This window comes from Colwellia sp. BRX10-3, assembly GCF_014077505.1.
GTDB lineage: Bacteria > Pseudomonadota > Gammaproteobacteria > Enterobacterales > Alteromonadaceae > Cognaticolwellia.
In genome coordinates, this window is the sequence record NZ_JACGWA010000006.1 from 198,675 (window position 1) to 225,136 (window position 26,462).

The window sequence follows — 26,462 nt, forward strand, 5'->3', positions numbered from 1 at the left end:
ATCTTTGGTCTATATATGCCAAATCTATTCTGCTCGCCATTTACGTTCAATCCACAATAGCGCTAGCGAAATAAACATCATCAGCCAAACGGAGAACTTATTTACCGCGCGATAAGCGTCAGGTGAATTTAGTGATTCAGTATGAGATAAAGTTATATTTTCATCTCTTTTTTCAGTAGCATAACCTTTACTATCATGGTACTTAATGGCTTGTTGCTCGGCTGAAAAATCTTCTTCACTATAAAAATATTGTACTTGCTCCGCCAATACCGCTTGCTTATCGTTCAACGCCTGGAAAGAATGCCAGCCTTCGTCATCAGCCAAAAAACGACTACATTTTCGACCATTTGATAACGGATAAGCCGTTAACTGCATTTCTGCTACATACACGTTTTCTACCGTTGAAATTAAACAAATATCTTGATGTTTATTCACCCTGGCTAACACTGAAGGTGAAGGAACTAACCAACGGGAATCTCTTTCACTACGAGATATTTGTAATATTAAATGCTGCCAATAATGACTATAAAATGCAGAGTTTATTTGCGATGACCATTGATAAGTGTGATTAAGTGCTGTTATTGCCACATTACCTAAGCCTAATGACTGTTTAGCAACCAAGGATTGTCCAATGCCCGACTCAACAATGCTTTGACCAAGCTTAGCGTTTATAGCGATTGAGGCAGATTGCGGCGTTATAGTTTGGCTTATATCTAAGCTAGGCTTTTCGGGCCAATATGCCATTATCTGATGCAAGGATTCATCCGCAGGCATTATTTGGAATAAGCTCAGTAGTTTTTTTCGTTTATCATGGCTGATATCTGCTAAAGATAAAAGTGTGCTATCTGCGTTAATCAACAACCCTAAACCGTTTATTATTGCATGATATAAAGCTTCTATTTCATTATCTTCTAACGCAAGGAACATTCGGCTATCCAGTATCAATAAGTCATAATTATCTAATAACTCTTCGTTCAAGTAATGCCCTTGCTCTGTTACTTTCTGTTGATGATTATTGCTGTCACGTTCAGTAACGGCGTTACTAATAAAGCTATTATTTACTGTATTAACTTTCTGCTGCGCCCATTCCCTTTTACTAATTTGGCTAATAACATGCACTTGGCTACCTGCCTGACTTAACCATTGCTTTAGGCGCCTAGTTTCAAATGAAGGCGCAGATTGTTTGATCAACACGCTTGGTTGATTGCCTATAACAACGCTAAACGCAATATCTTCACTAATCTCCAAAACTACTTTTTTACTCGCCCTGTTTTTTGGCAACTCACGTAGCACCAGTTGATAACTAAATAAGCCCGAAACTTTGCTCGTTGTGGTCAATGAAAAAGCTGCATTACCGGAAAGTGTAATACTATCTAGAACACGATTGTTATTCACCAAACTCAGCTCAAATTTAACATTATCTTCGATAGGTTGTTGTAACTGCCCTGTTACGGTTAATGCTTGTCCTAGAGTTAACTGTTTCGACCAATGTAAATTACTTACACCTGTTATCACCTTACTGGCAAAAAATATAAACTCGACACCGTTTAACGGTATTGAATTTATGGCTTGCAGATTATTTACTGATGGATCATCTACTGCTGGAACATTCGCTTTTAGAAGAGAAACTTGTCGCTTAATAGTGCCTAAATGCTGCCACTGCGCCTTGGTTAGCCCATCACCAAATACCCATACTAACGATGGTACATTGTAATGCTCGCCAAAATCATTCGATTGTTTAACTCTACTCATTGTCCAAAAATCGGTAAGTTCTTGTACTGAGTTGATAACAACAACTTTGTCCTGATAATTTTCAGCTAACCATTGCTGTAATGCTTCCTTTTCAATTAAGTTTTCTTGCTCAGACAACAACCATATACGCTCAGCCGAGGTTAAGTATTGCTCTATTTGGCTATTGTCTAGGCCAATAATATTAAAATCATCACTACCTGCAACCTTTTTAAACCCCTGTGTAAGCAGAACATTGAGTGATGATGATTTCTGTACTTTAGTTTCAAAAGGTAAAACAAATAACAACACACAGATAAAGGCGATAATATTGACGAGAAAAAGTAACGATAAATGTAATTTTTTTCTAAAATTTAAAGCCACTATTTTTTGTATAGAATGAGAGTTGGCACCTTTAAAGCTTAAGTAAATTAACCTGCAGCTAATAAGCAATCCCAATAATGCTATTAACACTAATGTCCAATGCATAGGGCTATTTATGGATAAACGATAACTCCCCATTAACCCATCAGTTGAAGAAATAATCACAAATTATCCTCTAAAAATTGACTATAACTTTCAACCATAGGTTGTTGGTCGAAAAAAGTTTCCATCTTGCTATGCGGGCTTGATATGGGGTTTGGTAATAACTGCTCAAGCTTGCCTGCCAATAACATAATACAATTATCGCATCGGGATAAATTCAGCTGCCGTTCAAGTAATATTTGCTCAATAACGGCAAGTAACTCAACTAAGGCTGGGCGTTTATCAATAAGCTTTTCTATCCCAGATTTCGCCACTTCAACAAGCGCTAAGTCGTCAGCAGTTAATTGACCAGAATTAAGCTCATTACCGCCTAATGGAGTAATAGTTTGAGTAGATACAATTTGTTGACTAAATTTATTTAATCGCTGTAAAAGCTGATGGAAAGCGAGCTGAGTTTGATCAGATAACTGCGCAGGTTGGAAGCGTGATACTTGTAAGGTTTTCGATAAAATATCAGTTTGCTCACCTTGATAACGACGCTGTTCTGTAACCGGAGGCGGTTCAAATCCCAAACGTTTTACATAAATACGTTCAGCTTTTTTGGCCAAATTTAATAACTTAAGTGCTTGTTGTTCAAAAGGTAAAGCTAGTTCTGGCTCTGACAACATTAAGTGCAACTCGGCTTGCCACATATTAGCTAAACTTTTTTTCATCAGTGCTCGTGGATCTTGACTAGTCATCACACCAACATCGCTATCTTCATGGTTATGACCATAACGATTAATAAGCGCCATTCGCCCAGAAACATCCGCACTAGTTTGACTATTAGTAGTATCACTTTCGTGTTCATGACTAACAAGAATAACATGCTGCTGTTCGCCAGCGCTTGTGATCACTGCATTACTACTACCGTCTTTTTCATCATGCACTTGTATTTGTGGTTTGTGCTGTTCATTAGGGCTATGGCTTTCATCAAAGGTCACTCCAACATTGTGTTGCCCTTCAAATTCATCACCTAAATATTGGCCATACTTTTCCTTCAGTCCACTTTGAGCTACCCCTAACAATTCAGATTTTTTATTAAACGTAGTGCGATCAATGCCGGTTTTATCGTCAATTAGCTCTATGGTTTCAATAATAATTTGCCGTTGGCTTTTAAAAAACTCTGGAATAAAATCAATCAATATCCCATCGACTGTAATGCCGCTTTTTTCTTCTTCTAACCAACGAATAATTTTTGTTGCCGACCGGGTTTGTTGAGGGTCAGGATGACGGTTGTCAGTTGCCACAATACTAAAATAGAGTTCATCCCCTGGCTCCATTGCTAATTCGGTCAATGACCAATTTTTATAATACTGCATTTTACCGTCAATGAGTTCATTGCGATCAAAAGTAAAAGCTTGGTCTCTGAATTTAACACCTTCGCCAGAGCCTTTTGCTATTGAGGCTAATATACTGACTTTAGCTATAGCAAAATCATCCGATATTTGCACTTGGGCCGCTAAATAAGGCCTACTGTTTTTACCGTATTCTGTCACTGTGCTTTTAGGATTAATAAAACGAATTTTAGGCGCTTGGTCAGGCGTTAAGCTAATACGATGGATAGTGGCAAAGTCTTCAGATACTTTCGAATCTGTATTTTCAACCGCTAAGTGATATACCATGCTGGTGTTTAATTTAGCTTGAAATTGATGCGTACCATCTTTTTTCTTAACTAATTGCTGACGTTCGCCATTGGAAAACACCATAAAATAATCAGCTGATTGCGCCGAGAAAGTAAATACCCAACTAATATTACTGCCCACTAAAGTGTCAATATCGAGTAACTCTGACACTGTTCTAGGTGCTTGGGTTTTTTCTACACTATAACTGGGTGGTTCAATAATTACTTGTTGTGACAAAATATCAACCAAGGTTTTATTGAGCTTAATACCTATACTGTTTGTTGCTGTATGATCAACTTCTACAGTAGGAACAAACCAAGAGATAGCTTTATCAAATAGCTGAAAATTGTTAGCGACTATCAAGAGTAAGATTAAGCAAACTAATAATATATTCGCGAAAATAAATTTCCGTTTAGCAAACTTAGGCGACAAATCAAGATATTTCACTTGTGCTTGTTGCTCTAATATAACGCCTAAACGGACTAACACTTTCCCCTGTTGTAGTTTTTCTAAGGCTAATAATTTATGTTCATCAACTAATAACAGTTGTGCGCTATCTTCAAGCTCGTCAAATCGATTGTTAAGGTGAGCAATAAGATTATTTAGCGTAATACTAGAATAGTTTTCACTTCGAATGATCAGAGCCAGCTTGGTAAATAGCACAGAAACAAATACGATTGTGAATGTTATAGCAGCACTTTCAATGCTTAAAATATCAAAGCTTATTAAAATAAATAAGGTGGCTATGATAAAAGCTAACAGTGTTGGTAAAAACATCAGCAGTTGCTGTTTTATAAATCGACGTTTCCAACGTGCTACTAGATAATTTAAATGGCTGACACCCTCTTCTTTTATACCCGTGTTGATAGCTGGTTTTGGACGGATATTCTGCTCAGCGTTAGACATTAATCACTAGCCTTAGCAGAGTTTACTGACCGCGCTTTATTACCTAGTGGGCTTTCAACTCCAGTACCTTTTACTTGAGCGTCTTTAACTTCAGCATTAGCATATTGCTGGCTTTCACTTTTGTTATTTGTATTCGTTTTTTGGCGGAAATATTCGCTAACAATACGCTCTAATGTCCAAAGCGATACCAGCAGAAACATTAGCCACTGCGTCCAAAAATCATCACTTGTTTGCTGCTGTTGGATTAAGGCTTTAGCACTTTTTAGATCAGTCTGTTTCGGCTCCGCCATTTCTAGCACAGTACCTTTTGACCTAACACTTTCTGAAAGAGTAGCTTTTGGCTGATTAATAACTTGGCTAATTTGTTCAGGAGTCAGCCTTTGTTGCGCTGCGAATTTATCCTTTTGCCATTGTCCAAATAATAAATTTTGTATGAAGAGTGGAAATTGTTTTGTCACTAGTAAGTTGCTCCATGATGGAGAAAACCTTGAATATAGTTGATAAACATCACTTGTTTGCTTTGTGGTTTGGCCTTTTATTTGCTGGATGTCTAACGCTTGCGTATTTTCAGTAACTGAATTATCTGTTATAAGACTTTGCTTCACATTATGTCCCACACCATAAGCATCGGTATGTTTATCGGCAAGTTCTAGACGAGAATGAGTTACGATCGATTTGGTCAACATCGGCAAGCTTGTGCCATCTTGTTGAATATATTGCCATAGCACTTCGTTATTTTTTAGAGCACTTATGTCATTGAGTTGTGCTCCAATATCTAATGGCAAGCCTCTTTGATAAAAAATGACTTCAGGATTGAGTAAATCAGCGCTGTTTTTATTAATATTCAAAGAACGCGTAAGCTGTAAATTGGCCTCGGTATTTTGTGCATCAACAAAAAGGCTTGTTCCCTTCCCCATAGCGTTAACTATTTTTTGGTCAATATGCTTAGCGCTGAAATAAAACAGCCAGTCAGGTTGCGCTTGCATGATTTGTTGATAATGGGCAGAATTTTCTAAACCGTCATTGAGCACTTCAGATAACACCAGTTTTGGCACGACTTGTTGCTTAATTAATGCAAATGCTTGTTGAAAGTACTTTAGGTCGGCAAAACGGTCTTGGTCATAAATAATCAACACTTTCATGGCGTTGTTATATGTTTTTTGACTCTTAATCACTAGTTTTTTTATTTGCCAATCAATCGCGTTAGGTGTTGTTTCTATTCTTTCAGACCCGTTAACCTGATATTGACTCGCTCGGTCAGTAACATAAAGCTTAATGTTAGTTTCTGCTGCTAATAATTGACTAAAGTAACCTAGGTGCTGGAGTATATTCTGATGCTGTTTAATGTCGTGTTGTTGCCATTGCAGTATTTCATCAGCTTTAATTAGCCGAGTATTAAGCGCTAATAGGTAGATGGGATGATTCAAACTATCCATCACTAGTTTTTGCCGCTCTGTTTCATCGCTTTGATTTAACCAATCGGCACTAACAACATACACTGCCTCAGTTGAAATCCGAGCTTTGGGCATAATAACTTTTGCTAAAAGTAATATTGATACCAACAACAACAAGATGCGTAACAGCAATAACCAAAATTGAGTGAGGCGAATTTGTCGCATACTTTTTGGTTGTAGCTTGTCAATTAGTTCAATATTGGAAAATTTTACCAGTTTAGCTTGGCTCTTACTGATCAAGTGCAGCACTATAGGTACTGCCAATGCCAGTAATGCTATAAAAGCCCACGGGTTTTGAATCACCAATGACGGCCAAAAATTCGCGTTCATCTGCGACTTCCTCTAGCTCTTACGCTAAGAAAATCGACTAAGGTTTGATCTAAGGCTTGATCAATATTAGCCTTAACATATTGAATATTTTGCAAGGCTAATTCCGCCTTTAATGCATCATCCGCAAGCTGTTTATTTTCGAGATATCCTGCTCGTACTTGCTTGGCCGAAACATTACACTGTTCGCCTGTTTCTAAGTCTTGAAACTTAACTAGACCTTGGTAAGGGAAGTTAATTTCATCATCACTATCCAAGTGAAAAGCTACCACGTCGGTATACCTATTACTTAACTTTGAAGTCAATGTCAGTAGCTCATTGTTTAGCTGATGAAAGTCACTAATAACGACAACTAAACCATTTTTACGTACCGCGCTTAATTGCGTTAATATCGCCTTAATATCAGGAAAAGTGCCACTGGCTTTTAATTGAGTTAATGCCAGCAATATTTTTTGCCAATGACGCTCGCCAGGCAAGGCGGCTACTTGCTGTTGCTTTTCGCCTGAAAGCGCTAAAAAACCAACAGAATCACCCTGTTTCTGTGCTAAATAGGCAATAGTTGCCGCTAAATATCGGGCATAAGTTAATTTATTCCATTGACCAATAGGCGATGATTGCTCCAATGCTTCTCCTGAACTTGATCTAGATTGTTGTAGCATAGATTCACTACAATCTAGTACTAGCCAAACATTTATATTACTTTCTCGCTCGGCTTCCCGAACAAAATATTTATCTGAACGGGCAAATAATTTCCAATCTATTTTACTGAGTTCATCGCCAGGTTCATAAGCTCTAAATTGACTAAACTCAATACCGACACCCCGTTGTTGACTCGCATGAGCACCATGCAAAAAGCCTTGCGCCAAGGCTTTAATGGCTAACGGAAGATCTTTAACACATAATAAAGTTTTGGCATCAAAATAAGGTTGTTGCACGTGGGCTTCCTACTTGTTTATTGCAAAGGGCTAGTGGGAAGGGAAACAAAGGCTAATAAGTCATCAATAACATGGTCAGGGGTTAAATTTAACGCCTCAGCTTGGAAATTGACTAAAATTCTGTGCCGTAATACCGCAGGTGCAACAAACTGAATATCGGCTATAGTAATGGCAAAACGCCCCGCCATTAAAGCCCGTGCTTTTGCACATAAAATCAGTGCTTGCCCTGCTCTTGGACCTGCGCCCCAGCGAACATGTTCAATAACACTTGGGCAACTTTCTTGTTTCTGTGTAGTATTTTTTTCTTTACTACCATCAAGATGATTAGGCCGTGTAGCTCGCGCTAAGCTTGCAGCATAAGCCAGTAATTCATCTGACACAGTCACGCTGCGAACAAGATCTTGTAGCGCTAGAATATCGTCAGCACTGAGAATAGCATTAAGTTCACTTCGATCATTGCCAGTTGTACGCTTAAGAATTTCAATTTCTTCTTGTTCAGTTGGGTATCCAACACGTACAAACATTAAAAATCGATCCAGCTGAGCTTCAGGCAGCGGATAAGTACCCGCTTGTTCAACTGGATTCTGTGTTGCTAAAACAAAAAAGGGGTTTGGTAAATCATAACTTGTGCCCGCATAGCTGATGTGACGTTCTTGCATTGCTTCTAATAACGCTGCTTGGGTTTTAGGTGGTGTGCGGTTTATTTCATCTGCTAATAAAATATTAGTAAATACCGGGCCTTTTTGAAATTTAAAAAAACGCTCACCACTTTCATGATCGGTTTCCAAAATTTCGGTGCCAACAATATCGCTGGGCATTAAATCTGGGGTAAATTGTATGCGATTAAAATCAAGCGCCAAGGTTTTTGCTAGTGAGCTAACCATTAAGGTTTTAGCTAAGCCTGGCACTCCTTCAAGTAAACAATGTCCGCCAGCCAAAATACTAATTAATAATTCATCAATGACTTCCTGCTGACCAACAATGGCTTTCGCTATTTCATCACTAACTTTGGTCAATTTATCGAGCAATATGGTTATTTGTTGTTCTTGCATTTATTTTCCATTTTATAAATATTGTTATTACTGTCTAGTATTAATGCTCGTATCAGCTAGCTATTAATAGCATACATGACAATATTGACAGCAAACCTCGTGTTATCGACTCTTAACCAACGTTTGTTACGAAAGTCATAGTCCCATTCACAGCCTAAGTCTTTATTACTGTATAACACAGCGATACGGCCATCAATTTCTATTGCTTTTAAATAGTTATGTACCAAATCGTCACCCCAGCCATTGAGTTCAATTGAGGTTCTTGGCGGGCCTTCAAACTTAAAAAACGAAGAATATATTGGGTGATCATTAGGGATTTTATTTAACGCTTGCTCACCAAATATATCGCGCATTTGCCGTTCAAAACTACGGGCAAACATACCATCAATGTCATGGTTACAATCATCAACAAAAACAAAACCACCATTTTCAACATAACGTTGAAAATTTTGTTTTTCTTCGGCATTAAATTGTACTAAACGATGGCCAGCGAGATAACAAAATGGTGCAGCAAGCATTTGAGGATCAGATAACGGCACAATACGCTCTTTAATATCAACCCGTAAACTTGTGTATTCGATTAATGAGTTCAGTACATTAGCGGGCATTCTTTCGTCAACTTCCCAATCACCTGACTCATAACTCAAGCGAGTAAAAAAGAAGTCAATTTGCTCTTGTGCATTCAATCGTAAAAACGGTAAGGCGAAGGTGCCCACTGAAAATAACGATAGGGTACGAATAAAATCACGTCGATTCATAAAAACATAATAAATAAACAATTAAGGGTAAACAAATATAACTCGTTTACCCTTAATTAAGTGCTTATTTCAATCCTATTTATTAACTAAACAGCGTCTGACAAACTGCTAAAGGTGAAATCACGGATTTTCATCGGTGGTATCATGCTGCCATTAATACGCTGCGGCTTACCCAAAGCTTCAATATTATTAAGCATAACTATGGGGCTTTCATTAAAACGGAAGTTTTTAATTGGATATTTAATCTTACCATTTTCAATATAAAAAGTGCCGTCACGTGTTAGTCCTGTATATAACAATGTTTGAGGGTCTAATGCGCGAATGTACCACAAACGTGTCACGAGAATTCCACGTCGGGTATCTTTGATCATATCTTCAATGCTGTCATTGCCGCCAGCCATTATAATTTGTGATGGGCCTCCAAATAAGCCCGAGCCTGCGTAAGCGGTAGGCATATAATTAACACCGGTTTTACCGGCCCAATACGGAGAGTTTGGCATATTGACAATTTTGCCATCTTTTATCCAGTCAGTTTTTGCAACACTGTGTCCGTTACCGGCAAATGGCGCTGTTGGTGCCTCAGCGTTCATTGGATCAGAATAAATATGTACGCGTTCATCAAAAAGCTTTTCACCTAAGCGATTAGTTGGTCCACCTTCTTTACCTTCTTCTTGTTTTTTACTTAAGAAGCTACGGCCTTCATCAGCTGAGCGTTGATTCATACTGCTAAACATATTGCTCAGCAATTGAACGCTGGCTGCAGGCTCTAAAATAACCGTATATTTTCCTGGTTCTAATTCTTTAGCTTCAGCTGATGCTATTGATTTTTCAATAGCAACTTGCGAGGCTTTTTTGGTATTTAAACGGTTAAAGTCACTATAATCTCGAGTGACCCAGCCAGAGCCTTTACCATCTTCTGTACGAATAGTGACAGTGAAATCAACATTCGTTGCTTTATTATAAGCAAACAGTCCTTTGTTATTCATAATCGCAACAAATGTCGTCGCATCTTGTAAAAATCCTGACGAGACCAATTTATTGGCTTTTGAGGGTTTTATGCTATTTTCTGCCGCTTGTGCTCTATCATCAGGTGTGACATTTGAGGTTGAATCAAAAGCACTGATAGGTTTAAGATACTTTTGTTTGCCAAACACTGGCATATTTTCTGGATTTTTAGGTGCTAATTTTGCCAATTCTTCTGAGCGCTTAACGACTTTCATCAGTGAAGCATCGTCAAATTCGTTAATGGTAGCAACACCGGTTTTCTTACCAAATGTTGACTGTACCGCTAAGGTTAAATCACTTTGTTCACCTGATGTAGAAACTGTATTGCGGGCGGTACGAATATTACCACCTTCAAGGCCATCTAAATTACATTCACATTCGTCAGCTGTAGAAAATGAAAGTACTTTTTGTAATAACTTTTTCGCGTGTTGTTCTGTTAAAATTGTCATGACGCTTTGCTTCCTTTTATGCTTTATTCTTATCGTCAAATATGAGTTAAATTAAACTTTGCGAGCGGTATTGATCACGTTAATATTATTAAAACGTGTTGTTGGACAACCGTGCGAAACCGCACTAACTTGAGAAGGTTGACCTTTACCATCAAAAAATGAACCGCCTATGCGATAATCAGACTTGCCCGCCATTTGTGTACAGCTATTCCAAAACTCTTGGGTGTTTGATTGATAAGCCACATCTTCAATTTGCTCAGTAATTTTACCGTCTTTGATTTCAAAAAATAATTGACCACCAAATTGAAAGTTATAACGCTGTTGGTCAATTGAAAATGAACCTCGACCCGCTATATATATGCCATTTTCAACATCTTTAATAACATCATCAGCTGACAAATCTTTATCATTTGGCTTTAAGGAAACATTTGGCATACGTTGAAACTGCACGTCACGCCAACTTTGCGAGTAACAACAACCATGTGATTCTTTTTGGTCGATCATATGTACTTGGTCACGAATGGCTTGATAGTTAACCAGTGTACCGTTTTTAACTAAATCCCATTCTTTGGTTTTAACACCTTCATCATCATAACCGACGTTACCTAATGAATAAGGTTGGGTCTTATCAGCAAATAAATTAACAATATCAGAGCCATAGTTAAATTTGCCGCTTTTCCATTTATCTAAAGTGGCAAAACTTGTGCCCGCGAAATTAGCTTCATAACCCAACACTCGGTCAAGCTCTAGCGGATGACCTACTGACTCATGAATAGTTAACATTAAATGTGCAGGGTCTAATACTAAGTCATATTTACCTGGCTCAACTGATTTTGCTTTTAACTTGGCTTGCAGTTGTTTACCGGCCGCTGTTGCATCTTCGAGCATGTCATAAGAGTTTTTATAACCGACATTAGCGCCTAAAATACGTACTTTATCTTCTTCTTTCCCGTCTAAGTACTCAAAGCCCATACCAACAGGGTTTCCTAAGCCAGTACGTTGTTTAAAGCCTTCTTTACCAACCGCTGTAGCAAAAAATGGTGCCCATAAACGATGCACGTCTTGATCAATATATGAACCATCAGTAGAGGCAAAATATTTTTGTTCATTCACTAAAAATAAAACCGAGGTTATATAGTTGGCGCCATTAGACATGGCAGCATCATTTACTGACAACAGCAAATCCACTTTATCTTTAATGGGGATTTCAAGGGCATTTTTTTTAATCGGCGTATTCCAGCTGACTTCACCCACCCCTTTCACTGGAGCAAGTTGCACTGGAACCGTTTGAAATTTAGAGTTCGCCATCGCAACAGCTACGGCTTTTTCAGCGGTTTTAGCAATACTATCAGGGGTCATGTTTGAAGTAGAAGCGAAGCCCCAAGTACCATTAGCGATAACACGAATACCAATACCCGCAGACTCAGTATTAACAATGTTATCAACCCGTGTCTCTTGTGTCGTAACAAACTGATTGAGATAACGACCGATGCGCGCATCAGCATACGACGCACCCTTTGCTTTTGCTGCGTTTAACGCTATATCTGCCAACTTTTTCTTATAAGCAACATCCATTGGCTTATCTAATAATTGCTCTGCTGATACCGCGAAGCCAGACATCGGCAACATTAACCCACCAGCACCAACGCCGGTAAGCTTAATAAAATCACGTCTTTGCATTTCCATTCCCTCTGTTTATTTTTATTTTAACTTCTTGTTATATTTTATATATTGAAAATTAGCTACAACAAAGCCTCAAATATTACTCATAAGTAATAATTTATAAATAGATTGGTAAAAGCTTCAAGCGGATAAACATCATCAATTAAATATAGCGTAATGCGGTAGTCTATAACAGGGGTTAAAAAATATACTAAGATATTTGTTAACAATTACGTAACAAAGTATTTCGATTCTAAAAGTTTATATAATCTGCCTTTTTAATTAATTGGCATTGAATGAAAGAAAAACTAAATACATATAGTAAATTACATTTAATCTAGGTACGCATATTTATATCGAGTTACATAATCATGCTACATAAACTATTTCCAACCTTAGTATGGATTAAAATAAACAATAAATAGGCTGATTTTCGCCGTAACACTCAACAAATTATGACTCTCATTTTATGTATAACTATTGATGAAAAATGATATTGAACACGCACAGTACACTATTTATTCATGGATGATTTTAAAAGCTAACTGTCCATAATACCTAGCGCTTATCACTGAATTTCATCACAATATGACTACTGCTAATGGTTAAGTTCTGTTAGCATAAGCGCAAAATAATTATCGAGCTTCAATATGAAAATCATCTCTTTTAATATAAATGGCCTACGTGCACGATTGCACCAACTACAGGCAATTATAGATAAGCATCAACCTGATATTATTGGCCTTCAAGAAATTAAAGTGCATGATGAAGTGTTCCCGCTGGCTGATGTTGAAGCGATGGGCTATCACGTTTATTTTCATGGTCAAAAGGCCCACTACGGCGTTGCTATGCTTTGTAAAAAAGCCGCAGATGTGGTTACTAAAGGATTTCCAACCGATAATGACGAAGCTCAAAAGCGTATGATTATGGTACAAACCACTGATGAGAATGGAGACAAAGTTACGGTATTAAACGGTTACTTTCCACAAGGTGAAAATATTGCCCATGAAACCAAATATCCTTACAAGCGTCAGTTTTATAAAGATTTAATGCAATACTTAAGTGACAACCATACGCCAGATGAAAATGTTGTCGTTATGGGTGATATTAATATTTCACCTGCTGATTTAGACATAGGTATTGGTGAGCCAAATAAAAAACGTTGGTTAAAAACCGGTAAATGTAGCTTCCAACCAGAAGAAAGAGAATGGTTAGCCACGCTCATGAATTGGGGATTTACCGATACCTTTAGAGCATTACACCCAACCCGTGAAGAAAGATACTCATGGTTTGATTATCGCTCGCGTGGCTTTGATGATAACCGAGGTTTACGCATTGATGTTGTACTGGCAACTAAACAACTTGCCAGTCGTTGTATCGAGTCAGATATTGACTATGAACTAAGAGGCATTGAAAAACCTTCTGATCATGCGCCCATTTGGTCTACGTTTAGCAAATAAAAGCTTTTCAAACTTATTACTATAAAAGGGCTTATGCCCTTTTCTGTTTAGATAGATATTATTGATAATTATGACTGCTAACCATTACGCTTGCCCATTATGTAATTTACCACTGCTAAAACACGAGAAGGTATTTCGTTGTGTAAATAATCATAGTTTTGATCGAGCTAAAGAAAATTACTTAAATTTACTGCCCGTACAATTTAAACATTCAAAAAATCCTGGTGATAACAAGGCAATGGTCAACGCTAGACGTGCGTTTTTAGAACAAGGTTATTACCAACCCTTGGTTGATAGGTTAGTCGCATTATATCAAGAGAAAGCGGTTACAGATGCCAGTAAACCTTCAATTTTACTAGATGCAGGTTGTGGCGAAGGTTTTTATACTCATCAACATAAAAACGCTGAAAATACAGTTTATGGTGTTGATATTGCTAAAGAAGCCATCAAAAAGGCGGGGAAAAAGTATCAACAATGCCACTTCAGCGTGGCAACATTATCAAAATTACCTTTTGCCGATAGTTTATTCTCTTGGATTGTATCTGTGTATGCACCTATTCTAGAACAGGAGTTCACTCGGGTATTAAACGAAGGTGGATTTTTGTTAACTGTTACACCTGCTAAACAGCATTTAATGCAACTAAAACAACATATTTATGATGATGCTAAAGAGCATGATGAAGAAAAAACACCTGTTGAATGTTTAACATTAGTACACCAAGAAAACATCTCTTATCAAATGCACTTAAAAACGGGTCAAGACACCTTAAATCTACTCTCTATGACACCCTTTGCTTTTAAAGCAAGTGATGAGGTCAAAAAAACCTTGTTAAATCATGATGACTTTATTTGTCAGGCTGATTTTTTGATCAGGTTATACCAAAAATCGAGCTAAAAAAATGCGATGCAGTTTTACTGTGTCGCATTGATGTACTAATACCAATTTCATTAATAACTTGAACTAGTTTATACGCCCAGAAACAGTCGAATACATGACATTCATTGTAATAACTTGTTGTTCAGGACAATAAACTCCTGCGATGTCTTACAAATTGTATCCATGCAGTGATAATTAATAATAAATAACACAGTCGTTGGCTGTTGAAATCCGCAGAAATGTTTAGATAATGAATGATATTGGTATGACTTCGACTATTAATTTAGTCGAATCAAGAGGTTTTAAAGCGATTTTTAAATGTTAAATTCAATAACTGAGCTAGGTCTAGATAGCGTGGACGCTGAGTTGACAGCTTGATATCGCCACCACTTTGATTAACGCGTGAAACACTTTCTTTATACCAATTAGCTAACGCCGGAGGCAAAAACTTATCGGCTTTAATCCCCATAAAAATCAATGCTTGTAATGGAAAACTCAATATACATAAAGTATATAAAAGTGCTTGTGGTAAAACAGCCATAGAGCCAAAATACAACTGCATAATTAAACAAAACAGTGCTAAGCCAGGCATAACTTTACAAACCAAACGACTAATTTTTACGGTTTGATACTCAGCAAAATATTCACCGAGTTCAGCGCGCGAGGGCCATAAATTCATATATTTTCGGCCGAGCAAGATAATTTCTAATACAGATAACTTCATAAGCAACACACTACATCAGGAGTTTATTAAAAGATAGCACAAACTGTTACCCGTTAGCGCAACAAATGTACCTAGAGGACCCTAATTGTCGATATTTTATTGTATAACATCAATATTTCAATTACTTATTATACAACTATTCACGGCTATAAAAATCACGTAAACATCATTAATAAATTATCCACGTTAAATCAATCCTCGGCTTATTTTGATAACATTTTCATCATACCTACAATGAGTAAAATCCTATTAGTTCACCCTTTCTAAAGATCTTTAACTTAGGATATAAACCACATGATGACATTGGTTGCAATTCAAACACACTGTTAGTCTTCCAGCGATAAAACAGCAAATTAGAAAGATCTGCTATATAAATAAAGTGATCTTTAGCGGGGTTACACATTAGTCTGACTTTTTCTTAACTTATCTATAAAATTTTGTATATATTTTTTAACTGATATTTTTTAACCACCACTTTTAATAACTATAAAACAATAAGTTATAGACTTAAACAACAGTTGCACACAATGATATCCACAGCAAATGTGGATATCATTTAGTGGTCAATATTTTATTTAGTACAATTAATTCGCTTTATATACTCGCATAGACCTAGAAATACACAGACTTGATAGCAAAAATCTATTTAGTGCAGAATAACTACAGCTTAACTAGTTTGATCAGTAACACCATTTAACTTATTCATTCAAATTTTCAATCGTATAACAGCTAGAGATCCTTACTATTAAGCGTTATAGTAAGGCTATCAGTACCTAAACAAATGAAGTTGATTTATGAGTAACTTTACCCTGCGCCGCTTATCTGAAACATTTGCTATTCACAGTTTACGACGTGAGAGTTCAATCCCTGATGTGGTATTTAATGCACCGATATTCTTTCTAGCAAAAACCTATGATGAAATATCAATTGTGCTTCCGGAACATATTGAAATTGACAGTGAAGAAGCTGAAAATGGTTGGCAAGCATTTGAAGTCGTTGGGCCACTCGACTTTACCTTAACCGGCATAATGTCAAATATATCAACGGTCTTGGCAAATGAAAAAATCAGTATTTTTGCTATCTCAACCTTTGATACTGATTACGTTTTAGTAAAGTCAGAAAAATTTGAAGCCGCAAAAGCTGCACTCATAAAACATAACTATCAAGTGATATAATTCAGGAAATATAATGACAATACTTTATGGCATTAAAAACTGCGATAGCGTAAAAAAAGCCAAAAAATGGTTAGAGCAAGAAAACATCCCATATCAATTCCATGACTTTCGAAGCGACGGCCTGAGCCCTGTATTGTTGCAGGAATTTATAATATCTGCAGATTTACCCTCGTTGTTAAATAAACGCAGCACGACCTTTCGTAATTTAACTGACGACATTAAAAACAATCTTACTGATGAAGTGATGGTTGAAATTATTTTAGCGCAACCCACGTTAATAAAACGGCCACTACTTAAGCATAACCAAGTGTTTCTGGTTGGCTTCAAAGATAGTCAGTATCAAGAAACTTTGCTTTAGGTGCACAGTATCCATATGAATAAACATAGTAATAGCACCATTTCATTAGCCCAAGCTTTGATTGAGCGCCCTTCTGTTACCCCTGAAGATTTCGGCTGTCAGCAATTAATGTCGGATCGTTTAGCCAAGTTAGGCTTTAATAATGAAAGCATGGTGTTTGAAGATACCACCAACTTATGGTCTCGAAGAGGAAATTCAGGACCGGTATTTTGTTTTGCTGGCCATACCGATGTTGTGCCTGCGGGTAATTTAGAGAGCTGGAAAACCCCGCCTTTTGATCCTGTTATTGCTGACGGTATGCTTTATGGCCGAGGCGCTGCTGATATGAAAGGCAGCTTAGCGGCAATGATAATAGCAACAGAACGTTTTGTAGCTGACTACCCTAAACATCAAGGTTCTATCGCATTTTTGATCACCAGTGATGAAGAAGGACCTTTTATCAATGGCACTACACGCGTTATTGATACGCTTGAAGCACGTAATGAAAAAATTGATTACTGCATTGTTGGCGAGCCTTCTAGTACAAGTACGCTGGGCGATGTTGTTAAAAACGGTCGTCGTGGCTCAATATCTGGTGAATTAAACATTCATGGTAAGCAAGGCCATGTGGCATATCCTGATCACGTCATTAACCCCATTCATAAAGCTATGCCGGCTCTAGCCGAGTTAAGCGAAATGCATTGGGATAATGGCAATGAATATTTTCCGCCAACGAGTTTTCAAGTATCAAACATTCAATCAGGTACTGGTGCTACCAATGTGGTTCCAGGACATTTAACTGCGTTATTTAATTTACGTTATAGCACTGAGTTAACGGCAGAAATGATCGTTGATAAAGTTGAAGCATTATTAACTCAACATCAATTAGACTTTGACATTAACTGGGTATTTAACGGCCAACCCTTTATTACCGAACCTAGTACCCTGGTTGATTCTGTCGTGCAAGCAATTGAAACTTGCTGCAATATTACCCCAGAACTTTCCACTAGTGGTGGCACATCAGACGGACGATTTATTGCTCCTACTGGCGCACAGGTTGTTGAGCTTGGCCCTTGTAATGCCACTATTCATCAAGTAAATGAATGTGTTGCTGTACAAGACTTAATTCTATTAACTGATGTCTACTATCAAACCTTAGTTAATGCGTTAACTAAAAATGCATAAAATGACAAAACTTGAGCTAATGTTAACTGGAAAAACTGAAAGCCATATTCATTGGCTATCTAATAACATTGGTATTCATCATGAAATGTTGTCGTCATTCAATCAACTACAACTCGCCGCACAAAGCGCAGGTATTGAACTAACAATAGCCAGTGGCTTTCGTAGTTTCGAACGCCAGTTATCGATTTGGCAAAATAAGTTTTCGGGTATTAGTGCCATCAAAGATACCTCTAATCAAATATTATCAACTGAGAATCTCAGTGAGCGTGAAAAGATACATGCCATTATGTTATTCTCTGCGCTGCCAGGAGCCAGTCGCCATCATTGGGGCTGCGACATTGATGTTTATGCTAAAAATTTATTACCGGCAGAACAACCTTTAGCCTTAGAACCATGGGAATACCAAGCTTCAGGGCACTTCTATCCGTTAACAGTTTGGCTGGCTGAACATGCGAAAACGTTTGGTTTCTTTTTCCCTTACGATAAATTTCGCGGTGGTGTTGCTCAAGAGCCTTGGCATCTTTCATACCTGCCATTATCTCAACACTACCAACAGGCATATACTGAAGCGCTTTTGGCTGAAACATTATTGAACACTGATATTCAGGGTAAAGCCTTGCTTCTACAGATATTACCTGAGCTTTATCAACGTTATATTATCAATATAGCTGAAGCTTAACGCCTGTTAGTTGATAAACGTAAGGTTGAAATTGAAGTTAAAATTGGATTTACAGATTTATGTGGAGCGTTAAATTATGACCAGCATATTAAATGAAGACTGGGTTGCCCCAACCATTGTTATTATTGCATTAGTGATTTTAATTGGTAATTTAAGTACTTTTCAAAAAAGTGCCAAAACACCTTTACGTAAAAAAGGCTTAAACGACTTAAAAGAAACTATTCCTAGAACACAAAAGTCACCGCATAAAATGCCAACAGTTTCTAAGGTAACTGATGTGGATCAAAAAACAAAAAACTCCGATTAACGGAGTTTTTTAATTTTGTAAACTAAAACTATTGTTATGATTTAAAGATTAAAAAACATCTTTAAATGACAAGCCAGCTTCCATTACATTAAATATTTTCTCTAATGTTGCCTCAGGTAACCCAGTGCCTTCATCATCATAGAGTGTAACAGTAGACTTCGCGTCCATTTTCTCTACCTGAAATTGATACTTACCATTAGGTAGCTCAACAACTGGTAGGCTCTCACCCCAAATGCTATTCCAAAAACTAGATTCTGGCTTCACATAATCAACATAATAAATTTTAGTTGATTCATTAAGATCTGTAATGCTAAAGCCATGATCTTCAAAGAATAACGGTAAGTTAGACCATAATAAATCTACATCAATTTCAACAATATAAGCAGCTTCACCAGAAACGTTCTCACCCAAACTAACAAAGGTTTGATTAGCACGTAATAAGCGGTTTTCTTGCTGTTTTAAACGATATTGAAAATCAACTTGAGCTATAACTTCATTTAGCATGTTCATTTCAGCGCGTTGTTTATCAATAATATCGATACGTTTACTGCCGCCAGCTTGGTCAGTTTTAAGGTATTCGAGTAGCTCGACAACTAACGCAACACTTCGGCCATGAGATTTACTTTCAAATGTGTAGCGATACCGAATGCTTTCAGAGATTGCTATTGATTTGAAAGGCCAGGTGCCTGCTTCAATTTCTTTGTGATACCAGTCTGATTCATAAACTAAACCAGCTTCATCTATTTGCTTTAATTCAACATTATCTGTTGCTAACTGGCCTTCTAATGCCTGTAAAACAAAGCCTTTAAGATCATTATCATCAAGTACTTGGTCAAACCAAACTTTTGATGCAGCAGAGGTGTTTTCTGTTCGCGTTGACGCCGCTATTGGTAAAACAAGCGATGGCGCACGTACATCAACATCACCACCCACAGGGCCTTTATGGTTTATTTCGTTAGTAACAAAATAGCTATCAACTTGTTTAGGTCTAGCTAAACCTGCAGGTATTTTTAACGCTGATGTTTCTTTTTGTTGCGCGTATTCAAAATCGCCTACCGCTTGCTTATTATTTATAGTACCGCAGCTAGCAACAGCGACACTTAATAATGAAAAATAAAATATCTTGCGATTCATTAACACTCCCGAGGATACAAATCTGAATCTTTCTAAATTTAATTTTGCTTGTTGTATTTATAAATATCATTTTTAAGCATTACGACAACACGAACAGTGCCTGTCGTAAAGTTCAAGCAATACATCAATAACGTCGTTTTGATTACTGAATCCGGGCTAAGTTCCCCAAAATCATCTCATTTATTTAATAGCCGCCAAATTAATGGAAATAGCGGTAAATTGAGCAGCGCACCATGGTACTTGCCTGAAAATACAAACACAAGATATTGACGCATATTTATCATAAAAAATAACGAAATAATTACACATGTTAATGGTTAATTTATCGCACTGCTGGCCTCAAAAGATAAACAGAGCAAGTGCTGTTCTTCTCACCTCACTCTGGCTTCGTTTACTCTAGCGATAATAACCACATCGAGTCACAATCATAAAATTATATACTCGATAATATTTTTACAACTATATATGCCAATAAACGGCTAAATAAAATGTTCACTTCATAAAAATTATTAAAGCATTATTCCACAACTTCTCTTTGCATTATGGCAATCATGTCTCCTGTTTTACCTGCCCAAACACCTTGGGCTAATTCAGGGGTTAAAATTTGCACAAGCAACCAGCCGCTTTTTCCTTCTTGGTTAAATATTTCGGCCAAATCGGGTAACTTTTGCTTTTTAATACCCGTTAGAAAACCTTCTTTGTTTTTAATTTCTAAGGTTTTATATTCGTATTGTTTCATTTTCTTCGATTCCTTGTATTCAAGATCTAAGGTATCTATATCTAATGCTGAGGCTAAAGACTTTCTAGATTGCAATGACGCTGATGCCTCATTCTCTATTCGTTGTATCGTTCTCAGGTTAAGTCCAGATGCGATTGCTAACTCATCTTGAGACCATAATTTTTTATTTCTTAATTCGAGGATTAACTCTGCATTAATTTTCATATATTTATAAATCACTTAGGGCAGCGTCAATTAAACACCATGTTCTGCAATTAGTTTACGAAACTATTACGGCGATATTACGCAAATCACACGACAGTTATACGACATTAATACGACAGCAAGTGAAAAAGCGATTAAACGCTATTTTATTGTTGAGGAAATCTAAACTCAAAGGAATATTGATTGAAGAGAAGACATGTAAACATTAGTCAAACAGTTTGAAAAATGAATGGCACTATCTGCCCTATGGCAGCTAAATAAACTTATGGTCTCGCGAAATATACAACTAATATTGGTGACTGCTATGCTGTTTTTAAATTCAAAACTTTGCTTTGATTGAGGATAACTAGGGAAAATAAAACCTCTGTTAATCCGCCAATAAATGCACCAATAATAAAATTAGCCGCTAACAATATACATAACATGCCAGAAAACATCAGCAAGGCGCCTAAAAGCCAATACGTTTTAATACCATATAAGGTGTTAAAAACTAAGTAACGAACGCCAATGGTCATCAACATTATTGGAAAAAACCAGTCTATTTGCAGTTTTGCTACATAAAAAGCTAAAAATAAGCCAACAAATAAAATAATGGTGCTTTCTAAAGCAAGTTTACCAAGGGGGTTGTTAGGATCATGCTTGCCAGTACGTTTAAGTATTTTTGACAGTAATATAGCCAATGGGTGAATAAACATCCCTCCAAAAAATAGCGCCAGCATGCTCGATTGGGATGAAAACTGCATCGCGACTAAACCTGCAATACACCAAACTAAACCAGAAACTAAAACACCAGTCCCACCACCAAAATATGAAAAATTCATATCTTTTTGTGCATCTTCAAACGTCATTAATCTTCCTTAATTTAGCGCGTCATAATCCAGTACACATTAAAAAACAGTGTATTTCACTGACTATAAGTGTCAGTGATAATAACTGATAATAACGACTAAAAATTATTAAGAAGCCTAAGTAAAACATTACCGACAGTTATTATTGGCTATAGTTAATGTTGGTTAGGTGTTCTTATGGCTGCCGTCACACATTGGCTGATTTTTTGTAGCTTTACAGCCACAAAAATAAATTTTAGCAGACTCTTTTGCCGTAAATTTCACTGGTGTAAATTCTGAACCTTTATGAGAACCATCACAAAACGGTTGGTTATCACTTTGTCCACATGCACACCAAAAATAACTTTTATCTGCTTCTACCTCAACTGCATAGGGGGTTTTTGAAGCGCGTACTGGTTGACTCATAATATATTCTCCGTAGTTTATTCTCTTTTATTAAAAAATTATTAAGCTAACGTATCAATTCAGTTTAGCAATAATTCACCATGGACCAAGTAACTATTTTTATTGTTTATTTGTTCTCGCTTTATTCTTTTTAAAATATAGCAAAATCTATTGATACATATTGCCTTTATGCTTTAACCAACCATGCACGTGATAATTATTTGGATCTCGGTGAGTCCAATGAACTACACCACCCTTGTTACTCCATTCATATTCACCATAAAATTGCACAGTATCACCAATTAATAGTGAATTAATTCTTGGCGCTAGATCAATATTATGAGCGATTAAAATGGTATTACCTGACTTTAGTTTAAGAATAAATTTTTGATGACGTGAACCTTGGTTATCATCTTTTAATATATGAATAACTTTTCCACTGCTTTTAACTTGAACGTTACTTTCTTTATTCTTATATGCTTCATCCAGAGATGTAGCTTCAGAAGAACTTGACCACTGTAATAATGAGAGACTAAATAAAATGAAGATCAATATTTTTCGCATAACTAATCCTTCCTTAGATTTATAACATAACGCTACTATTCAAATAGTTTGCTAGGCTGTGACCCAGTAAAACCAAGCAAAATTGTATTTATTTCTGCTAAAGACTAAATAGATAATAGAAAAATAAAATTGCGACGATGAAAAAGACAAAACCTCGCCTATAAGCTTTATTTCTGACATTGATCCAAAATTTCTTTTGCCTTTCTTGTTCTAAATGACTCAAAAAACATTCACAATGAGGACACGTTGGCCCTAAATACATCATCAAATTGCAACGAGGACATTTTGCTGATGGTAAAAACTCTGCCATCCCCATAATAGTAGGTTTCTCATATTTCATAGATTCCTTTCAAATACTCGGCATATAATTAAAATACCTAGTAACAGCTATTCCACAAATTTAATAGCTTAAATATTCCATAATTTCAGTAAATTATAAAGAAAAAATCAATATAATTTGAAAGTTTATGTTATTGAAAATACATAACGAAATTTTTAAAGAAAACTCTGAATTCCATTATGAATTCAAAGTATTTGCTAACCTCAACCTGGTTGACTGAATATGAATTGGCGTAACAGATGAAACGCAAAAGCTAATTCAACTTATAAAATTAATACATAATATAACCCCATTCTTAGCTTACACCTTTGCCTAAGGATTTAGTCTTTAACCAAGGTTAAAATCAATGTTTAGCAACACGTTAGCTTTAGTCCCCTTACTTACGTTACAATAGCGTTTTTTAATATCTCAGCTAGGTTTATTGATGAGCGAATATTTAGTTTTAACGGCCATGGGGCCAGATCGCACAGGTAGTGTTAGTGATTTAACCAAACTAGCCAGCGAGTGTGGCTGTAATATTTTAGACAGCAGAATGGCAATATTTGGCTTAGAATTTACTTTAATCATGCTCCTTACCGGTACGAATAAAGCTATACATCAATTAGAAAGTAAACTGCCGGCTGTGGCGCATAAACTTGAACTTATCACTATGATGAAAAGAACTTCAGGGTATCGCGATCAAGATTTTGTTCATCATTACCAAGTTGATTATGCCGGTATAGATCAACCCGGTGTTTTAAAAGCCGTTACCGCATTTTTTGCCACACGTAATATAGATATATCGTCATTAAAGTCTGAAATTAATCAGAAGAGTAATCACATGAGTGCTTCAATTCTAATCGCACTGATGGAAGAAACCAGTATCGAAAAACTTGAAAGCGACTTCTTACAATTGTGTGAACAATTTGATGTACAAGGTTGCATAAAAAAGATTCAATCAAACTTATTATAGAGGAATGCAATGAACACATTAGTTGTAGGCGATAACGCGCCGCTTTTCACCTTAAAAGATGAAAATGACCAAGAAATCAAACTCGCAGATTTTATCGGTAAAAAACAAGTATTAGTTTATTTCTATCCAAAAGCAATGACCCCAGGCTGCACTGTGCAAGCCCAAGGTCTTCGCGATAGTAAAGTCGCTTTAGATGCAATGAATTCGCAAGTGTTTGGCATTAGCCCCGATGAACCAAAAAAATTGGCCAAATTTTGCCTACGTGATGAACTGAACTTCAGTCTACTATCAGACCTTGATCATAGTGTTGCTGATGCCTTTGGTGTTTGGGGCCTAAAGAAATTTATGGGCCGCGAATATGATGGGATTCACCGTTTGAGCTTTTTAATTGGTCTTGATGGTAAAATTAGCCATGTGTTTAACAAGTTTAAAACTAAAGATCATCACGAAGTAGTTCTGGATATATTGAACAAGCTTTAATTTCATCAATCCTAGTTCATAAAACGTGAATAAATAGCAAAAAAGGCTTAACAATTAATTTGTTAAGCCTTTTTTATGTACAGCATGAAAATATGCCGCACTCACATAGATGTGAAAGAGTGGTTATAAATCAGTAAAATAGCAGTTATGCATCGGTTATTCAGCTTAACTGGTGATTGGTTAAGCTTGGAAATTGAAAATATATTAACCCATTTCTGTTGATAGCTGCATTGGCTGGTGATAATCCTTCGCATCTAAAAAGCCAGGTTTTGCTAAAGCGGTATCCGTTATCTGGTTAACAACCTCGCCAATAACAATTAAGGTCGGTGGTGTTATTTTATGTTTTGCTACTAAATCGGCAAGCGAAGATAAAGTGCCGCGAAAAATTTGCTGTTCGGGTTGAGTACCTTTGCGAATAAGTGCGGCGGGCGTATTGGCGTCACGACCGTGCACTATTAACTGCTCAGTGATAGTAGGTAAGGTATTAATGCCCATATAAAACACGACCGTTTGACTGCTACAACTTAAACTTTGCCATGGTAAATTAAGCTGTCCATCATTTTGCATATGGCCAGTAATAAAGGTACAGCCTTGTGCAACACCTCGGTGAGTTAAAGGAATACCAGCATAAGTTGTACAACCCGATGCTGCCGTAATACCGGGACAAAGATGACAACTAACGCCATTTTTTAATAAAAATTGTGCTTCTTCACCGCCACGACCAAATATAAATGGGTCGCCACCTTTTAGTCGCAATACTCTTCGTCCTTGCTGTGCATACTGCATCAATAATTCATTGATTTTATCCTGAGGAACACAATGTTTGGCTTGTTCTTTACCAACATAAAAACGTTCACAATCTGCGGGTAAAAGCGCCATTACCTCATCGCTAACTAAGCGATCATAAATGGCTACATCAGCCTGTTCAATAAAGCGTAACGCCCTAATAGTTAATAATTCTGCATCACCTGGGCCTGAGCCTACAAGTGCTACTTCACCAGGCTGTAAAATAGATTTTCTATTTATGTTATTCAAAACATTCATACTCTATTGATTTTCATTAGAAAAACTCTCGACCGACACATTGTTTCACAAAACACTTATTCTATTATAGAATAAAAACAGCTAAGCTTATAAAATTAAAAATCAATATCTTAGAGCTAATTAACCTAAGAAATTTTATTCATTCACTAGTCACACCATTAAATAAAAAATATAACTTCACTCTCGATACAAACTTACTTAATGAATTAAATAATCTCAACCTACCTATGTATTCGACAAATTAATAGAGCAGCGCATTAATCGGTAGGCTTTGGCAAAATGAGTGAGAGTAAAGTGCAAAGTAATGGGCTTATAGTTTAGAACGAAGTATTCATAGAAAGGTTAAATTTTGAAATGGATAAAGCCTTTAAAATGGGTAAAGCCAATATTGATAATTAAAAGCTTAGCAAAGCAATCAACACCACAAGCTATAACCAAAAAATTAAAGCCCAGAATACTGGGCTTTAATTTAACAATATGTCCCGTCCTGAAATGTGTTTACACATTTAGGACTTTAAAATGAAAAATTCAATTACTAAAGGCACCAAACGTTCACAACGTGATTATACGTTGGGCTTTAAATTAGCAGTCATAGAGCAAGTT

At 36.7% G+C, this 26,462-nt stretch carries 24 protein-coding genes; 9 read left to right on the forward strand and 15 right to left on the reverse strand.

Annotation, left to right across the window (positions count from 1 at the left end; genetic code table 11):
* Positions 1–24 precede the first annotated feature (24 nt).
* The 8 genes from H4J38_RS11265 to H4J38_RS11300 form a co-directional block, all read right to left on the reverse strand.
* Positions 25–2,277 (reverse strand): hypothetical protein, encoded by a 2,253-nt coding sequence (locus H4J38_RS11265; protein WP_182131873.1) that lies wholly within the window; start codon positions 2,275–2,277, stop codon positions 25–27.
* On the reverse strand, positions 2,274–4,784 hold the full coding sequence (locus tag H4J38_RS11270; protein WP_182131874.1) for a hypothetical protein: 2,511 nt from the start codon (positions 4,782–4,784) through the stop codon (positions 2,274–2,276). The genes H4J38_RS11265 and H4J38_RS11270 overlap by 4 nt, the downstream gene beginning before the upstream one ends.
* A complete protein-coding gene (locus tag H4J38_RS11275; RefSeq protein WP_182131875.1) occupies positions 4,784–6,568 on the reverse strand; it encodes a BatA domain-containing protein in 1,785 nt (594 codons plus the stop codon). The genes H4J38_RS11270 and H4J38_RS11275 overlap by 1 nt, the downstream gene beginning before the upstream one ends.
* Positions 6,565–7,500, reverse strand: coding sequence for a DUF58 domain-containing protein (locus tag H4J38_RS11280; protein ID WP_182131876.1), 936 nt, complete (start codon positions 7,498–7,500; stop codon positions 6,565–6,567). Before H4J38_RS11280 ends, H4J38_RS11275 begins: the two co-directional genes overlap by 4 nt.
* A gap of 17 nt (positions 7,501–7,517) precedes the next feature.
* Entirely contained in the window at positions 7,518–8,552 is a 1,035-nt protein-coding gene (locus H4J38_RS11285) for a MoxR family ATPase (protein ID WP_182131877.1), read from the reverse strand.
* 56 nt (positions 8,553–8,608) lie between these two features.
* Complete coding sequence (locus H4J38_RS11290) at positions 8,609–9,310, reverse strand: DUF4159 domain-containing protein (protein ID WP_182131878.1); 702 nt, start codon at positions 9,308–9,310, stop codon at positions 8,609–8,611.
* 86 nt (positions 9,311–9,396) lie between these two features.
* On the reverse strand, positions 9,397–10,764 hold the full coding sequence (locus H4J38_RS11295; protein ID WP_182131879.1) for a TldD/PmbA family protein: 1,368 nt from the start codon (positions 10,762–10,764) through the stop codon (positions 9,397–9,399).
* A gap of 51 nt (positions 10,765–10,815) precedes the next feature.
* The gene (locus tag H4J38_RS11300; protein ID WP_182131880.1) at positions 10,816–12,444 is read right to left on the reverse strand and encodes a TldD/PmbA family protein; all 1,629 of its coding nucleotides are present in this window, start codon (positions 12,442–12,444) and stop codon (positions 10,816–10,818) included.
* A gap of 632 nt (positions 12,445–13,076) precedes the next feature.
* On the opposite strand from H4J38_RS11300, the gene xthA reads away from it, so the two are divergent.
* Together xthA and rlmA are read left to right on the forward strand one after the other, a co-directional pair.
* Positions 13,077–13,886, forward strand: a complete 810-nt coding sequence (gene xthA, locus H4J38_RS11305; RefSeq protein ID WP_182131881.1) for an exodeoxyribonuclease III — start codon at positions 13,077–13,079, stop codon at positions 13,884–13,886.
* 70 nt (positions 13,887–13,956) lie between these two features.
* Complete coding sequence (rlmA, locus tag H4J38_RS11310) at positions 13,957–14,781, forward strand: 23S rRNA (guanine(745)-N(1))-methyltransferase (RefSeq protein ID WP_182131882.1); 825 nt, start codon at positions 13,957–13,959, stop codon at positions 14,779–14,781.
* A 274-nt stretch (positions 14,782–15,055) separates the two neighbouring features.
* Here rlmA and yfbV read toward each other — a convergent pair whose 3' ends face one another.
* Complete coding sequence (yfbV, locus tag H4J38_RS11315; RefSeq protein ID WP_182131883.1) at positions 15,056–15,487, reverse strand: terminus macrodomain insulation protein YfbV; 432 nt, start codon at positions 15,485–15,487, stop codon at positions 15,056–15,058.
* Positions 15,488–16,281: 794 nt separating this feature from the next.
* On the opposite strand from yfbV, the gene H4J38_RS11320 reads away from it, so the two are divergent.
* The 5 genes from H4J38_RS11320 to H4J38_RS11340 all read left to right on the forward strand — a co-directional run bounded on the left by H4J38_RS11320 (position 16,282) and on the right by H4J38_RS11340 (position 19,170).
* Positions 16,282–16,662, forward strand: coding sequence for an ACT domain-containing protein (locus H4J38_RS11320; protein ID WP_182131884.1), 381 nt, complete (start codon positions 16,282–16,284; stop codon positions 16,660–16,662).
* Between the two features lie 13 nt (positions 16,663–16,675).
* Positions 16,676–17,020 (forward strand): ArsC family reductase, encoded by a 345-nt coding sequence (locus tag H4J38_RS11325; RefSeq protein ID WP_182131885.1) that lies wholly within the window; start codon positions 16,676–16,678, stop codon positions 17,018–17,020.
* Between the two features lie 15 nt (positions 17,021–17,035).
* Positions 17,036–18,184: a succinyl-diaminopimelate desuccinylase gene (dapE, locus tag H4J38_RS11330; RefSeq protein ID WP_182131886.1), complete on the forward strand. Its 1,149-nt coding sequence runs from the start codon at positions 17,036–17,038 to the stop codon at positions 18,182–18,184.
* Between the two features lies 1 nt (position 18,185).
* The gene (locus tag H4J38_RS11335; RefSeq protein WP_182131887.1) at positions 18,186–18,863 is read left to right on the forward strand and encodes a M15 family metallopeptidase; all 678 of its coding nucleotides are present in this window, start codon (positions 18,186–18,188) and stop codon (positions 18,861–18,863) included.
* A 76-nt stretch (positions 18,864–18,939) separates the two neighbouring features.
* Complete coding sequence (locus H4J38_RS11340) at positions 18,940–19,170, forward strand: hypothetical protein (protein WP_182131888.1); 231 nt, start codon at positions 18,940–18,942, stop codon at positions 19,168–19,170.
* Between the two features lie 48 nt (positions 19,171–19,218).
* On the opposite strand, the gene bamC is transcribed toward H4J38_RS11340, so the two are convergent.
* The 5 genes from bamC to H4J38_RS11365 form a co-directional block, all read right to left on the reverse strand.
* Entirely contained in the window at positions 19,219–20,304 is a 1,086-nt protein-coding gene (gene bamC / locus H4J38_RS11345; protein ID WP_182131889.1) for an outer membrane protein assembly factor BamC, read from the reverse strand.
* 517 nt (positions 20,305–20,821) lie between these two features.
* Entirely contained in the window at positions 20,822–21,247 is a 426-nt protein-coding gene (locus H4J38_RS11350; RefSeq protein WP_182131890.1) for a DUF4177 domain-containing protein, read from the reverse strand.
* 302 nt (positions 21,248–21,549) lie between these two features.
* Positions 21,550–22,095 carry a DUF7010 family protein gene (locus H4J38_RS11355; protein WP_182131891.1) on the reverse strand — a complete coding sequence of 182 codons (546 nt, stop codon included), beginning with the start codon at positions 22,093–22,095 and terminating at the stop codon, positions 21,550–21,552.
* A 165-nt stretch (positions 22,096–22,260) separates the two neighbouring features.
* Positions 22,261–22,500, reverse strand: coding sequence for a CDGSH iron-sulfur domain-containing protein (locus H4J38_RS11360; protein ID WP_182131892.1), 240 nt, complete (start codon positions 22,498–22,500; stop codon positions 22,261–22,263).
* A gap of 147 nt (positions 22,501–22,647) precedes the next feature.
* On the reverse strand, positions 22,648–23,043 hold the full coding sequence (locus H4J38_RS11365; protein ID WP_182131893.1) for a DUF3465 domain-containing protein: 396 nt from the start codon (positions 23,041–23,043) through the stop codon (positions 22,648–22,650).
* A gap of 764 nt (positions 23,044–23,807) precedes the next feature.
* On the opposite strand from H4J38_RS11365, the gene H4J38_RS11370 reads away from it, so the two are divergent.
* The gene (locus H4J38_RS11370) at positions 23,808–24,335 is read left to right on the forward strand and encodes a glycine cleavage system protein R (protein ID WP_182131894.1); all 528 of its coding nucleotides are present in this window, start codon (positions 23,808–23,810) and stop codon (positions 24,333–24,335) included.
* Between the two features lie 9 nt (positions 24,336–24,344).
* Positions 24,345–24,815, forward strand: a complete 471-nt coding sequence (bcp, locus tag H4J38_RS11375) for a thioredoxin-dependent thiol peroxidase (protein WP_182131895.1) — start codon at positions 24,345–24,347, stop codon at positions 24,813–24,815.
* A 204-nt stretch (positions 24,816–25,019) separates the two neighbouring features.
* On the opposite strand, the gene cobA is transcribed toward bcp, so the two are convergent.
* On the reverse strand, positions 25,020–25,850 hold the full coding sequence (gene cobA, locus H4J38_RS11380) for a uroporphyrinogen-III C-methyltransferase (RefSeq protein WP_259365496.1): 831 nt from the start codon (positions 25,848–25,850) through the stop codon (positions 25,020–25,022).
* Positions 25,851–26,462: the final 612 nt, after the last annotated feature.

Coding starts and splice junctions, on each gene's coding strand:
- H4J38_RS11350 (WP_182131890.1), bottom strand. CDS start 21,247: ATGAAAATTAATGCAGAGTTAATCCTCGAATTAAGAAATAAAAAATTA.
- H4J38_RS11290 (WP_182131878.1), bottom strand. CDS start 9,310: ATGAATCGACGTGATTTTATTCGTACCCTATCGTTATTTTCAGTGGGC.
- yfbV (WP_182131883.1), bottom strand. CDS start 15,487: ATGAAGTTATCTGTATTAGAAATTATCTTGCTCGGCCGAAAATATATG.
- H4J38_RS11370 (WP_182131894.1), top strand. CDS start 23,808: ATGAGCGAATATTTAGTTTTAACGGCCATGGGGCCAGATCGCACAGGT.
- H4J38_RS11325 (WP_182131885.1), top strand. CDS start 16,676: ATGACAATACTTTATGGCATTAAAAACTGCGATAGCGTAAAAAAAGCC.
- rlmA (WP_182131882.1), top strand. CDS start 13,957: ATGACTGCTAACCATTACGCTTGCCCATTATGTAATTTACCACTGCTA.
- H4J38_RS11270 (WP_182131874.1), bottom strand. CDS start 4,784: ATGTCTAACGCTGAGCAGAATATCCGTCCAAAACCAGCTATCAACACG.
- H4J38_RS11285 (WP_182131877.1), bottom strand. CDS start 8,552: ATGCAAGAACAACAAATAACCATATTGCTCGATAAATTGACCAAAGTT.
- bamC (WP_182131889.1), bottom strand. CDS start 20,304: ATGAATCGCAAGATATTTTATTTTTCATTATTAAGTGTCGCTGTTGCT.
- H4J38_RS11295 (WP_182131879.1), bottom strand. CDS start 10,764: ATGACAATTTTAACAGAACAACACGCGAAAAAGTTATTACAAAAAGTA.
- H4J38_RS11355 (WP_182131891.1), bottom strand. CDS start 22,095: ATGACGTTTGAAGATGCACAAAAAGATATGAATTTTTCATATTTTGGT.
- H4J38_RS11360 (WP_182131892.1), bottom strand. CDS start 22,500: ATGAGTCAACCAGTACGCGCTTCAAAAACCCCCTATGCAGTTGAGGTA.
- dapE (WP_182131886.1), top strand. CDS start 17,036: ATGAATAAACATAGTAATAGCACCATTTCATTAGCCCAAGCTTTGATT.
- H4J38_RS11335 (WP_182131887.1), top strand. CDS start 18,186: ATGACAAAACTTGAGCTAATGTTAACTGGAAAAACTGAAAGCCATATT.
- H4J38_RS11320 (WP_182131884.1), top strand. CDS start 16,282: ATGAGTAACTTTACCCTGCGCCGCTTATCTGAAACATTTGCTATTCAC.
- H4J38_RS11365 (WP_182131893.1), bottom strand. CDS start 23,043: ATGCGAAAAATATTGATCTTCATTTTATTTAGTCTCTCATTATTACAG.
- H4J38_RS11275 (WP_182131875.1), bottom strand. CDS start 6,568: ATGAACGCGAATTTTTGGCCGTCATTGGTGATTCAAAACCCGTGGGCT.
- H4J38_RS11300 (WP_182131880.1), bottom strand. CDS start 12,444: ATGCAAAGACGTGATTTTATTAAGCTTACCGGCGTTGGTGCTGGTGGG.
- H4J38_RS11340 (WP_182131888.1), top strand. CDS start 18,940: ATGACCAGCATATTAAATGAAGACTGGGTTGCCCCAACCATTGTTATT.
- xthA (WP_182131881.1), top strand. CDS start 13,077: ATGAAAATCATCTCTTTTAATATAAATGGCCTACGTGCACGATTGCAC.
- bcp (WP_182131895.1), top strand. CDS start 24,345: ATGAACACATTAGTTGTAGGCGATAACGCGCCGCTTTTCACCTTAAAA.